The organism is Streptomyces sp. LBL, from assembly GCF_029893585.1.
Lineage (GTDB): Bacteria > Actinomycetota > Actinomycetes > Streptomycetales > Streptomycetaceae > Streptomyces.
This window is the reverse complement of the sequence record NZ_JARXYX010000002.1, coordinates 38,347-51,353: the sequence shown is the minus strand read 5'-3', so window position 1 is coordinate 51,353 and position 13,007 is coordinate 38,347. Positions and strand designations below refer to the sequence as shown.

Annotated in this window: 10 protein-coding genes; 9 read left to right on the top strand and 1 reads right to left on the bottom strand. The window is 72.2% G+C overall.

Going from position 1 to position 13,007, the window contains the following annotated elements; translation table 11 throughout:
* Positions 1-161: 161 nt before the first annotated feature.
* From M2271_RS02490 to M2271_RS02450, 9 genes are all read left to right on the top strand, one after another.
* A complete protein-coding gene (locus M2271_RS02490) occupies positions 162-674 on the top strand; it encodes a hypothetical protein (RefSeq protein WP_280885388.1) in 513 nt (170 codons plus the stop codon).
* Between the two features lie 416 nt (positions 675-1,090).
* Complete coding sequence (locus tag M2271_RS02485) at positions 1,091-3,220, top strand: hypothetical protein (RefSeq protein WP_280885387.1); 2,130 nt, start codon at positions 1,091-1,093, stop codon at positions 3,218-3,220.
* 96 nt (positions 3,221-3,316) lie between these two features.
* Positions 3,317-4,825, top strand: coding sequence for a GT4 family glycosyltransferase PelF (pelF, locus tag M2271_RS02480; RefSeq protein WP_280885386.1), 1,509 nt, complete (start codon positions 3,317-3,319; stop codon positions 4,823-4,825).
* The gene (locus M2271_RS02475; RefSeq protein ID WP_280885385.1) at positions 4,822-6,237 is read left to right on the top strand and encodes a hypothetical protein; all 1,416 of its coding nucleotides are present in this window, start codon (positions 4,822-4,824) and stop codon (positions 6,235-6,237) included. The genes pelF and M2271_RS02475 overlap by 4 nt, the downstream gene beginning before the upstream one ends.
* A 67-nt stretch (positions 6,238-6,304) precedes the next feature.
* Complete coding sequence (locus tag M2271_RS02470; RefSeq protein ID WP_280885384.1) at positions 6,305-7,306, top strand: GDP-mannose 4,6-dehydratase; 1,002 nt, start codon at positions 6,305-6,307, stop codon at positions 7,304-7,306.
* Between the two features lie 43 nt (positions 7,307-7,349).
* Positions 7,350-8,063: a sugar phosphate nucleotidyltransferase gene (locus tag M2271_RS02465; RefSeq protein WP_280885383.1), complete on the top strand. Its 714-nt coding sequence runs from the start codon at positions 7,350-7,352 to the stop codon at positions 8,061-8,063.
* 7 nt (positions 8,064-8,070) lie between these two features.
* Positions 8,071-8,964: an NAD-dependent epimerase/dehydratase family protein gene (locus tag M2271_RS02460; RefSeq protein ID WP_280885382.1), complete on the top strand. Its 894-nt coding sequence runs from the start codon at positions 8,071-8,073 to the stop codon at positions 8,962-8,964.
* Positions 8,961-9,623 (top strand): spherulation-specific family 4 protein, encoded by a 663-nt coding sequence (locus tag M2271_RS02455; protein WP_280885381.1) that lies wholly within the window; start codon positions 8,961-8,963, stop codon positions 9,621-9,623. Before M2271_RS02460 ends, M2271_RS02455 begins: the two co-directional genes overlap by 4 nt.
* Positions 9,620-10,573 (top strand): endo alpha-1,4 polygalactosaminidase, encoded by a 954-nt coding sequence (locus M2271_RS02450; protein WP_280885380.1) that lies wholly within the window; start codon positions 9,620-9,622, stop codon positions 10,571-10,573. The genes M2271_RS02455 and M2271_RS02450 overlap by 4 nt, the downstream gene beginning before the upstream one ends.
* Positions 10,574-10,586: 13 nt before the next feature.
* Here M2271_RS02450 and M2271_RS02445 read toward each other — a convergent pair whose 3' ends face one another.
* A complete protein-coding gene (locus tag M2271_RS02445; protein ID WP_280885379.1) occupies positions 10,587-12,791 on the bottom strand; it encodes a zinc ribbon domain-containing protein in 2,205 nt (734 codons plus the stop codon).
* Between the last annotated feature and the right edge of the window lie 216 nt (positions 12,792-13,007).

Genomic DNA, 13,007 nt, shown 5'->3' with positions numbered 1-13,007 from the left:
GCACTGCCTGGGCTTTTACGGCCCCCACGAAACACGCACGAGTCCACCACGTCATCTTCACGTGATGCGCACTTTCGGCCGGACGGGGCTCCGGGGCCCCTGACGGGGCAGGCGGTGCGCGTGTGGGCTGCCTAGCCTCCCAGGTCATGCGATCACCACTGATGAGACGCTTCGGCCTCGGTGCCGTCCTCGCCCTCGCCCTCGCCGTGTTCGGCCTGACCCCGACCGCGAGTGCGGCCGACCCGGCGCCGGCCGAACTGACGTTCGCCACCGACAGTGCCACCGTCACACCCGGCGGCACGGTGAATCTGTCGATGACCCTCACCAACCACAAGACCTACGACGTCTGGTTCGTGTACCAGACGATCGAGCCGACCTGGCTGACCACGCAGCGCCCCGACCTGAAGTACAGCTTCACCGGCTGCAGCCTGGCCACCGCCAACGGCTCCACCCCCTGCTCCGGGATCGGCCCCGCCGACCTCGGCACCGACTACGGTGCCACCATTCCGCCCGGTCAGAGCCGCACCGTCACTCTCACACTCCGGGTGGCACCCGACTCCGGCTGCAACGGCAACATCGGCTTCTACTCGTACTACTACGCCGAGTTCAGCGACACCACCAACATCAGCGGCGGTCCGGTCTACACGCCCGAGACGCGCGTGCTCTGCGCCTGACCGCCCGCCAGGGGGCGGTGGGTCGTGGTGCGGTGACCTGAAACCGGCCTGTGACCAGGCGCACACCGCGGTGTGGGACACCGGCACCGCGCCCGGCGGGCCCTCGCGGCCCGCCGGTGCGCCACGCCGCGCCGGAAAGCGCCGGACCAGTACCCGGGGCGCTTCCGCGCCTCGGGCCGCCCGCGCCTCCGCGACGGAAAAGCGTGCTATTCGGTTCCATGGATGACGTGTTGGACACCTGCGCTTTTCCGTCATGTTTCGCAGGATGGCCACGAAAGCTACACACCTGCATCACTATGTGACGCGACGGACGCGTCGACGACCGGCTTCTGAGGGGGACGCCGGCGCCACGCGAGGGGGTGCGTCAGCTCCATGGGAGCCGTACTCACCCCTGCCCGGGGAGGGGACTTCACCGCATGAAGCGGACCATACGCACGACCGCGCTCACTGTGGGCGCGCTCGTCGCCGCACTCGGCCTGCCGGCCGGCGCGGCCCACGCCGACGACACCACGCCCCGCATCGACCTGCGGGTTCTTGTGGTGAGCGACGGAGGCCCGTCCACCGACGCCATCGCGGCGGAACTGGACACGGCCGGAACGCCGTACACCGAGATCGACCTCACGCGGTCCGGACGGCCCGTGATCGACGCCGGCTTCCTCGCGGACACCGTGGACGGCCGGCCGCGCGCCAAGTACCAGGCCGTCGTGCTGCCCAACGACAACCCGTTCGCGGCGGGTTCGACGGAGATGGCGGCGCTCGCGGCCTACGAGCAGACGTACGCGATCCCCCAGGTCGACGCCTACACCTACGCGCGTCCGCAGGCCGGACTGCAGTACCCGGTGAACGGCGGTTACTCCGGCAGCGTCGACGGGGCGCAGGCCGCGGTGACCTCCGCCGGCCGGGCCGGCCCCTTCGGCTACCTCGACGGCTCGGTGCCCTTCGAGGACAACGACCCTGCCGTGGGGGAGAGTTACGCCTACCTGTCCACTCCCGTGGCGGGCGCCGACTTCACCTCGTACGTCGACGCCCCGATCCCCGGGCGGCAGACGCGGGGCTCGCTGGTGGGCGAGTACCGGCACGACGGGCGGCGCGAGCTGGTCGTCACGTTCGTCTACAACCAGTACCAGCAGCAGTTCCGGCTGCTGGCCCGCGGCATCGTGGAGTGGATGACCGGCGGCGTCCACCTCGGCGCCTCCCGCAACTACTTCGCCGTGCACGTGGACGACGTGTTCGCCGCCGACGACCGCTGGAACACCACCCTCAACTGCACGCCCGGCGACATCGACTGCACCGACCCGGGCGCCACGCCCGACCCGATCCGCATGACCTCCGCGGACGTCGACCACGCCACCGCCTGGCAGGACAGCCGCCACTTCACCCTCGACCTCGCCTACAACGCCGCCGGCAGCGTCGACGAGCGTGAGGACAACAACGGCGTCGACGCGCTCGCCGACAAGTTCGTCGCGGACCGAGGCGAGTTCCGCTGGATCAACCACACCTACTCGCACGCCTTCCTCGGCTGCGTGCAGGACATCGCGGTCGTGCCCTGGAAGTGCGCCACCAACGCCGACGGCAGCACCAGGTGGGTCAGCCGCAAGGAGATCTCCGACGAGATCGCCACCAACCGCGTATGGGGACAGAGCGCCAAACTCCCGCTGGAACACGATGAGTTGGTCACCGGCGAGCACTCCGGCATGAAGATCCTGCCGCAGCAGCCCGAGGACAACCCCAACCTGGCGCTCGCCCTCGGCGACAACGGCATCGGCTGGCTCGGCTCCGACAACTCCCGTGACCCCGCCCAGCGTCAGGTCGGCCCGGCCACCACCGTCCCCCGCTACCCGATGAACGTCTTCTACAACGCGGGCAAGGCAGCCGAGCAGGTCGACGAGTACAACTGGATCTACACCAGCCGCGCCCAGGGCGGCAGCGGCATCTGTGAGGACAACCCGGCCACCACCACCTGCCTCGCGGCACCGCTGGACACGGCCACCGGCTATGCCGGCCACATCGTGCCGCTGGAGAAGCGGATCGCCCTCGGGCACGTCCTATCCAACGACCCCAAGCCGCACTACATCCACCAGTCGAACCTGGCCGAGGAGCGCATCGCCTACCCGCTGCTCAACGGCGTCCTCGATGGCTACGAAGCCCTGTTCGCCGACAGCACCCCCATCGTGAACCTGCGGATGAAGGACATCGGCACCGAACTGCAGCGCAGAGCCGCCTGGCGGGCCGCCCTCCAGGCCGGCCGGATCACCGCCTACCGCATCGGCGACGCGGTGACCGTCGAGGCACCGGACGCAGTGGCCGTGCCGGTGACCGCGCCCACCGGCACCACCCGGGCCGGCGCCGCCTTCGGCACGGCGTACGCGGGCCAGGGGTCCGGCTGGACGCCCGCCGCGGGCACCCCGCTCGGCCTCACCCTGCCGGCGTCCGCCGCGTTCCCGGCCGCCGACGCCTCCGAAGCCGCCGCGGCCACGGACCCCGCGCCGGACACCCACGTCCCCGCAGGCGTGACCGCGCAGGTCCCGTACTCCGCGGACAACTGAACGGCGCACCGACGCAAGGACCGACCGAGGTCCCGGCCGCCACCCGTGGCCGGGACCGGTACGAACCACCCCACACCTCGGCCGTGGAGCCCATCGATGCACGTTCCCCACGGCGCGCGACGCCCCAGCGTGACGCGTGTCACCCTGCTCACCGAAGGCACCTACCCGCACAGCCATGGCGGTGTGAGCGTCTGGTGCGACCAACTCGTCCAGGGCATGCCCGACATCGACTTCGACGTCCTCGCCGTCACCGGCACCGGACGCGAACCCGTCGTCTGGGACCTGCCCGCCCATGTCTCGCACGTCCGGTCCGTGCCCATGTGGGGCGCCCCGCCCGAGGGGCGCCCGCTCAGGGGCCGCGCCCGCAACCGACTCGCCGCCGCCTACGAGCGGTTCCTCACCGCGCTGCTCGATCCGCGCGCCGAGGACCAGTTCCCGCCCGCCCTGTACACCATGGCGCGGGCCGCCGCGGACGGGGCGCTGAGCCCGTTCCTGCGCGGCGACCGGGCCGTCGCGATCCTGGCCGACGTGTGGAACCGGCCGGGCCTCGCGGTACGCGAGTCCGGTCCCACCCTGCACGACGCGCTCACCGCGACCACCCTGCTGGAGCACGCCCTGCGCCCGCTGGCCACGCCGCTGCCGCAGACCGGGGTCGCGCACGCCGTCAGCGGCGGCGTCGCCGCCCTGCCCGGCCTCGCCGCGCTCGAACGGCACGGCGTGCCCCTGCTGTTGACCGAGCACGGTGTCTATCTGCGCGAGCGCTACCTGGGTTACCGCACCGCCCCCTACCGCTGGCCCGTGAAGGCCGTCGTCCTCGGTTTCTTCAGACTGCTTGCGGAGGAGACCTACCGCCGGGCGGCCCTGATCACGCCGGGCAACCGCTACAACCGGCTCTGGGAGGAACAGGGCGGCGCCGACCCGGGGTCGATCCGCACCGTCTACAACGGCGTGGACCCGGCCGCGTTCCCGCCGGCCGGACCCGAGCCGGAGGCGCTCACCCTCAGCTGGGCGGGCCGGGTCGACCCCATCAAGGACCTGGAGACCCTCATCCGGGCCTTCTCCCTCGTACGGGCCCAACTCCCCGGCACCCGGCTCCGGTTGTTCGGCGGAACACCGCGCGGCGGGGAGGCCTATCGGGAGCGCTGTGAGGCGCTGGCGGCCGGACTCGGGCACGCGGACGCCGTTACCTTCGAGGGGCGCGTCGACGACATCAAGGACGCGTACGCGGCCGGCAACGTCGTGATGCTCTCCAGCATCAGTGAAGGTTTCCCGTTCACCCTGATCGAGGCCATGTCGTGCGGGCGGGCGACCGTCTCCACCGACGTGGGCGGTGTACGCGAGGCCGTCGGCGACACCGGGCTCGTCGTACCGCCGCGTGATCCGGCCGCGATGGCGGCGGCCGCACTGGAACTGCTCCGCGATCCGGCGCGGCGCCGAGTGATGGGCGAAGCGGCCCGGCTACGCGTGATCGAGCAGTTCACACTGCGACAGACCATCGACACCTTCCGGTCCATCTACCTCGAACTCCCCACGCGGAAACGGCAGTCGAAGCTGGCCGCGCCCGGGGCGCAGGCGCTTGCGCCGGTGAGCACGGTGGCCGGATGAGCGGGCCGATATCCCTCGAACCCGGGGGCGCCGAACAGGACACCCTGGCGCTGCGACTGGCCGAGACCCGCCCGCCGCGCCGCCGTCCGCGCTGGGCCCTCGACGACAGCACGCTCGCCATCCGGTTACCGAGGCGCGGCCCGGACGAGGAGGCGGTCAGCGCGCTCGCCGCCGAACTCGCCGACCGGGTGGGCCCCGCCGTCCACCCGTACGAGGTCGCCGCGCTGCTGGAGGCGGAGGGCATGTCCGCCTCCCTGATCAAGGAGCGGTACGGCCACCCGAACCTCTTCTCGCTCGCCTCCGCCCTGTACGAGCGGGTCCCGCGCACCTTCCCGGAACCCGCGCCGCCGACCGATCCCTGGCGCCCGGACACCGTGCGCTGCCTCCTACGGGGCGTACTGTTCGCGCTGCCGGGACTCGCCTACCTGCTGACCGCACCCCTGTGGAACGCCGAAGAACACGCCACGGCCCTGATCGTGGCCGGACTCGTCTCCTGGGCCTGGGGGCAGGCGCTCGGCCACCGCGCCCACCTGCGGATGGCGACCGGGCAGCGCGAGGCGGGCCGTACGCTCCTGGCCGGCGCGCCCGTCGGAGCCGCACTCGCCACGGCGATCGCGGCGCTGCCCGCGGCGGGCGGCCCGGTCACGCTCGCCGCGGCCGCGCAGTCGGCCTACCTGGCCGCCGCGGGCGTCCTGCTGGTGCTGGGCCGGGAGCGGCTGCTGCTGGCCGGGCTCAGTCCCCTGATCGTCGGCGCCGCCGTCCTGCCATGGTGGGAGCCGGGCGCCCTGCTGCGGGCCGGCCTGCCCTTGCTGGCGCTGCTCGCCACCCTCGCGGTCACCGGACGGGCCCTGTGGACCGTCCTCGCCGTCCCGGCCGTGTCCGGCGCCACCCGGCCACGCCTGCTGTGGTCCCTGCCGTACGGCCTGTTCGGACTGGCCGCGGGCGTGCTGGTGCTGGTCGAAGGACGTGCGGAGCCCTACGCGGTGATCGTGCTCACCGTGAGCATGGGACCGGCCGAGTGGCTGCTGTACCGCTACCGGGGCCTGTCGGTCGCCGCCCTGCGCGCCACCGCGACACCCGCCCGGTTCCTGCTCCGCTCGGCCGGCATCCTCGCCCTCTGTCTGCTCCTCTACGTCCTGCCGCTGCTGCCCGCGGCCCTGCTCACCGGCGCCGACCCGGCCGCCCTGCTGCTGCTCGCGGCCGCCCTGTGGACCGCGCTGCTGCTCCAGGCGTTCGGGGCCGCCTGGCCGTCGGCCGTGATCTGTCTCGCCGCCGCGGGCGGTGCCGGGGCGATCACCCTGCTGCACCTGCCACCCGGCCCGGCGGCGCTGCCGCTGTGCTGCGGCGCCGCGGCGCTGTGTCTGGCGGGGTACGCCCTGTGGCTCCTCGGACGGCCCGCCCCGCATGTCTGACGTACCGGCCGGCACATACCGGTTCGCTTGCTCCCCGCACGCCCGACCCACTGGAAGGATCACCGAGTTGACCTCCGCACCGCTCGCCGCCGTCACCGGAGCCGAGGGTTTCATCGGCTCGCACCTCACCGAGGCGCTCGTCGCCTCCGGACACCGGGTGCGGGCCATGGCCCAGTACAACTCCTTCTCCTCCTACGGCTGGCTGGAGACCCTGCACCCGGACGTCCTGGACCAGGTGGAGATCGTCCTCGGCGACGTCCGCGACCCCGGCTCGGTCCGCGGCCTGCTCGAAGGGGCCGACGTCGCCTACCACCTGGCCGCCCTCATCGCGATCCCGTACTCCTACCAGGCACCGCACAGCTATGTGGACACCAACGTCACCGGCACCCTCAACGTGCTGGAGACCGTCCGCGCGCTCGGCACACCCCGGCTGGTGCACACCTCCACCAGCGAGACGTACGGCACCGCGCAGACCGTGCCGATCACCGAGGACCACCCCATCAACACCCAGTCGCCGTACGCCGCGTCGAAGGCGGGCGGGGACCGGCTGGCCGACAGTTACCACGCCAGCTTCGACACCCCGGTGGTGACGTTGCGGCCGTTCAACACCTTCGGGCCGCGCCAGTCGATGCGCGCGGTCATCCCCACCGTGATCGGCCAAGTGGCCGCCGGGGAACGCACGATCACCCTCGGTGACCTGCGTCCCACCCGGGACTTCACCTTCGTCAAGGACACCGCACAGGCGTTCCTCGCCGTGGGCACCGCGCCCGCCGGGCAGGTCGTGGGCCGCACCTTCAACGCCGGCACCGGCGGGGAGATCTCGGTCGGCGACCTCGTCGCACTGATCGGCAAGGTGATGGACACCGCACTCGACGTGCGCGAGGACACAGCGCGCATCCGCCCGGCGAACTCCGAGGTGATGCGGTTGGTCGCGGACGCGAGTCGGCTCGCCGCCGCCACCGGCTGGCAGCCCGCCCACACCCTGGGGGAAGGGCTCGCGCACACCGTGGAGTTCTTCCGCGACGCGGCCAACCTGGCCCGCTACAAGACCGGCATCTACAACATCTGACCTCGTCCGGCACGTCTGCGCACGTACACGAAGGAGGAGCCCCATGCACGTAGTGATCCTGGCGGGAGGCAAGGGTGTCCGGCTGCGGCCCTACACGACCGCGCTGCCCAAACCGCTGGTCCCCATCGGCGACCAGCACGCCATCCTGGAGATCGTGCTGCGCCAGCTGTCCACGGCCGGCTTCACCAGCTGCACCATCGCCATCGGCCACCTCGGCGAGATCATCCGGGCGTACGTCGGGGACGGATCCCAGTGGGGGCTGGCCATCGACTACGCCACCGAGGAGAGCCCACTGGGCACCATGGGCCCGCTGCTCACCCTGCGCGACCGGCTGCCCGAGACGTTCCTGGTGATGAACGGCGACATCCTGACCGACCTCGACTACGCCGACGTCCTGCGCCGGCACCGGGACTCGGGAGCACCGCTGACCATCGCCACGTACACCCGCAAGGTGCACATCGACTTCGGGGTGCTGACCACCGACTCGAGTCGGATCGTCGCGTTCACCGAGAAGCCGAGCATGGACTACCGCGTCTCCATGGGTGTCTACGGCCTGTCCCGCTCGACCCTCGACGGCTACACGCCCGGACTGCCGCTGGGCTTCGACGAGTTGGTGCTCGATCTGCTGACCGCGCAGAACCAGCCGCACGCCTACGAGTTCGCCGGATACTGGCTGGACATCGGCCGCCCGGACGACTACGACCGGGCCAACGCCGAGTTCACCAGCCGCAAGTCGCATCTGCTCAAGGGAGCCTGAGCGCCGCATGCGTATTCTCGTCCTGGGCCACACAGGCTATCTGGGCACCCACGTCGTCGAGCGGCTGCGGACCCTGCCGGGCGCGCTGGCCCTCGGCGGCGGCCGCTCGTCCGCCGCCGACTTCCCCGTCGACCTCGCCTCGGTCCGCCCGGAGCGGCTGGCGAAGACCCTCGCGGCGGCCGCTCCCGACACCGTGATCAACTGTGCCGGCGCGACCGGCGGGGAGGCCGTGACCCTCGCGGAGGTCAACGCCCGCGGCCCCGCGGTGCTGTGCGCCGCGCTCCGCGAAGCGGCGCCCGCGGCCCGCCTGGTGCACCTGGGCTCCGCCGCCGAGTACGGCCCCGGCACTCCGGGCGCCCGGATGCCGGAATCGGCGGCGACCCGTCCGGTCGGCCCGTACGGCGCGACGAAGCTGGCGGGCACGATCGCGGTGACCACCTCCGGCCTGGACGCGGTGGTGCTACGGGTGGGCAATCCGGTGGGACCAGGGGCGCCCTCCACCGGGCTGCCCGGCCGGATCACCGCACTGCTGCGTTCGGCCGGGCCGGGACCCGACGCGGTGCTGCGACTCGGCGACCTGTCCGCCCACCGCGACTTCGTCGACGTACGCGATGTGGCACGGGCGGTGGTCCTCGCGGTCACCGCCCCCGGCCCGCTGCCGCCCGTCCTCAACATCGGCGGGGGCCGGGCCGTCCCGGTGCGCGACCTGGTGCGGGGACTGGCCGGCCGGGCGGGCTTCCGGGGGCGGATCGAGGAGAACACCGCCGGCTCGGCCCGCTCGGCCGAGGTCTCATGGCAGTGCTCCGACATCGCCGCCGCCGAGGAGGCCCTGGGCTGGCGCCCGGTCCACACCCTCGACGACGCGCTGGCCGCGCTCTGGGAAGGAGACGGTACGCCGTGAGCCTACTGATCCCGCTGTACGTCCACCCGGCCGAGGACCCGGGTGCCTGGCACCGGCTGATCACGGCCGCGACCCGCACCTACGGGGTCGTCCTCAACCCCGCCGACGGCCCCGGCGACGGCCCCGATCCCGCGTTCACCGCGGCCGCCGGGGCGTTGCGCGCGGCCGGGGCACGACTGCTCGGCTACGTCGACACCGACTACGGCGTGCGCGACCTCGCCGACATCGCCGACGACGTGCGCCGGCACCAGGAGTGGTACGAGGCCGACGGCTGCTTCCTCGACCGGGTGACGGCGACACCGGACGGCCTGCCGGCCTGCCGCCGACTGGTGCGGACCGTCCGCAGGCTGGGCGCGGCGACGGTCGTGATCAATCCCGGGGTGCATCCGGCCCCCGGGTACGCCCGCCTCGCCGACCTCACCGTCACCTTCGAGGGGCCCTGGTCGATGTACGTGTCGGCGTTCAGCAGGCCTGCCTGGACCGTGCGGCATCCGCCGGAGCGGCTGTGTCATCTGGTCTACGGCGTGCCCGAGGCGCTCGTTCCGCTCGCCGTACGCACCGCGCGCGAACGGGGCGCGGCGGTCTGCGGACCGGTGACGGGTGAACTCCCCAATCCCTGGGACCAGTTGACCCCCGCTCTGACCGGGACCGAGCGATGAGGCACACGACACTGACCGCAGCGGCCCTGCTGGCAGCCCTCACGCTGACGGCCTGCTCCACCACCTCCGGTCGGGACGGCGGGGAGGACCGGCCGGCCGGCGCGCGCGGCACGGCGTCGGACACACCGCGCACCACCGCACCCACGACCACGCCACCGGCCACCAGCCGACCCCCGTCCACTTCCGTCAGCTCCTTGTCCCCCTCTCCCAACTCGCCATCCCGGCCTACCACTTCATCGCCCGCGGGAAAGGCCCGCTGGAAGCCGCGGCCCGGCCTCGCCTGGCAGTGGCAGCTCGACGGAAAGGTCGACCCCACCGCCGATGTGCCCGTCTACGACATCGACGGCTTCGAGAACTCCGCGGCGGACGTGGCCCGGCTGCACCGCGACGGCCGTAAGGTCATCTGCTACGTCAACGTGGGGGCGTGGGAGAACTTCCGGCCCGACCAGGACGCCTTCCCCCGCGCGGTGCTCGGCGAGTCCAACGGCTGGGCCGGCGAACGGTGGTTGGACATCCGGCAGCTGTCCGTCCTGCGGCCGGTCATGGAACGCCGCTTCGACATGTGCCGCGACAAGGGCTTCGACGCGGTGGAGCCCGACCTGGTGGAGGGCTACGGCAACGACACCGGCTTCCCGCTCACCGCACACGACCAGCTCCGCTACAACCGCATGATCGCCGCCATCGCCCACGCGCGCGGTCTGTCGGTCGGACTGAAGAACGACCTCCCGCAGATCCCCCGACTCCTCGCCGACTTCGACTTCGCGGTCAACGAGGAGTGCGCCCAGTACGACGAGTGCGCGGACCTCACGCCGTTCATCGCGGCCGGCAAGGCGGTGTTCCACGTGGAGTACGAGGAACCCAGAAGCAGCTTCTGCGCCGAGTCCCGCCGACTGGGACTGTCCTCGATGGTGAAGGAACCGGAACTGGGGGTGTGGCGTCAGCCCTGCTGACTCCGGAGCGTCTCTAGAACTCTGTGTGTTCCTGTGGTTTCCAGGCTTTTCGGGCGTGGCGTGGCCGTGTGCGGTCGCTGTCCGGTGGTCCGAACCTCGGGGTGAGGGGGTGGACTTCGGTGGCGTGCAGGTGGTGGAAGCCGGTCCGCTCGGCGGCGCGGGTGCGCCGGCGACAGGTTCTGTGTGAGAGCCGCACCCGGCTGGATCGAAGAAGGTCTTCTTCGGGCCGGTGGGGTGCGGGTACTCCATGACCTGACGCCGGCCCGGATGTGGCGGCTGGTGTCGTGGTGTCATGCCCCGCCGGACGCTGGACCGTCCCCGTGGTGGGGGTGGTGGCGGGGACCGTACGCACTTCGGGCGTACGGCGGGAGGTTTCTGAGCCCGAGGCCAGGCCTGGGGCTGTGTGCCTGGTGTTTGGGTGGCGGGTGCTGCCCGGCCTGCTGGGGGTGGGACGCCCCTTGCCGGTGGTGGTCTTCGGGCCGCGTGGTCGGGGTGGGGCCGTCTGCGCGTGGCGTTGGCGGCGCAGGCGGCGGGTGGTCTTCTTGGGACGCCGGACCAGTGTCACCGTGGCGTCCACTGTGGTGCGGATGGTCCGGGCGCCGGTGGCGCGGTCGGTGGTGGTGTGGGTTTGTGCGAGCAGGCCGCGGGAGACGATCCGGCGGGCGGCGGCATGATCACGGTCCATCGACAGCCCGCAGCCGGTGCAGTGTGCCCACTTCCAGCCGCGCTCGGACAGCCGGTCGGGGGCCGGATGGTGGGTGAGGGTGTTCAGGCAGCCGGGGCACAGCCTGGAGGTGCCCCGGGCCGGGACGGTGACCACCGCGATCCCCGCCTTCGCGGCCAGGTGCCGCATCGCTTCGGCGACGGTGCCGCGGACCTGTCCGGACAGGCGGGCGTTGCCGCGTCGGTGGCCGCGGGCTTCCAGGGTGGCGAGGTCTTCGAGGTAGATGACGCTCGCGCCGAGCGCCACGGCCTGGTCGACGGCCCAGCGGGCCGCAGCCCAGGCCAGCGCGGTATTCAGGTGCCGGATGCGGGCACACACCCGCCCGTGCTCGTCTTCCAGTACCCGCGCCCGGTCGAGGTGTTCGGGCCAGCGTAGGTGTGGGGAGCCGAGTCCGTCCGCGAGGGCCCGGTAGTGGTCGCGTTTGGCGGCAAGGGTTTCGCGTACGCCGCGCAGCCGGTGCAGGGCGGCACTGACCGTGGTGGCGTCGAAGACGAGGGGACGCCCGTCGGTGACCACCCGGCGCATCTGGCCTTTCCCGCTCAGGCGGCCGAGTGTGCCGGTGAGCAGGGTGTTGACACCCCAGTCGAAGCCGAGGGCGACGGTATGACCGCTCGCCTTGGTGGCTGGGGCGGGCCGGGAGTGCGGCAGGTCGACGGCGATCCGGCCCGTGCGGGTGGGACGCAGGGTCGGGGTGTGCAGCACCGCATCCGGCGCGATGGTGGCGGGCAGGCGGATGTCGATCACGTGCCAGGCCCAGTCACGGCCCGTGGCCGGGGCCGCGCACAGGGGGAGTTTCACCCGGAGCCGGGCGGTGACCGCGTCCACCCGGGCCAGGGTGACCTGCTGGCGGTCCATCGCGGCCAGCAACACCAGCGGGGCCACCTGCGGCGGTCCCTCCAGGACGCACAGCCCGGCGGGCAACTGCCCGTGCCCGGCCACGTACGCGCCAATCTGCCGGGTGCGGTTGCGGATCTCCGCACCACTCACCCCGGCAGGCAGCAGGCGTCGCAACGCCGCCCATTCCGCCTCGGTGCGGCGGCTCGGATCGGCGGGCCAGGTGGCGAGGACCGCGGCCACGATATTGCGCCGGTGCAGTGCCAGGCGCAGGGTGCGGGCCGCGTACTCCTCCACGCCCCGGCGCACCCGGTCCGGCACATACACCCCGGCTGGGGGCGTGAGAGTCTGCGGCCAGTTCAGGCGGCGCAGTGCCATCCACCCCTTGGACGGCAGGATTTCACCGCGCTCGTCCACCCCGGCGGCCAGTACGTCGAAGGAGTTCTCGTCCCACCGGGCGGCCATCAGAGCGCCGGTCAGTGTCCGGCTCAACTCGGCCAGGAAACCCACCCGTTCCAGCAAGCCCCGCTGCCCGATCCGCTCACCGGTTGCCTCCAGCACACCGGCGAAGGCGGTGCACGTGGCCGTCGCCATCAGCTTGGCCATGCCCACCACCTCACTCTCCCGCACGTGTCCGGCCACCTTCAGCAGCGGCCGCATCCCCGTCTCCGATCGGCCTAACGACTGACCATCACACAAGGACACGGCTTTCCCGCACCCTGCGGGTGCGGGAAGGCCGGAGGGGCAGAGCGGGACGACCACGATCGTCGGCGTCGGCGTGCAACGGATCGAGGAACACCACATTCCGCTGACCTGCACAAAAGGCATCTCATGAGGATGAAAGGATCGACAGATCCTGAGGAACCGCACCGATGA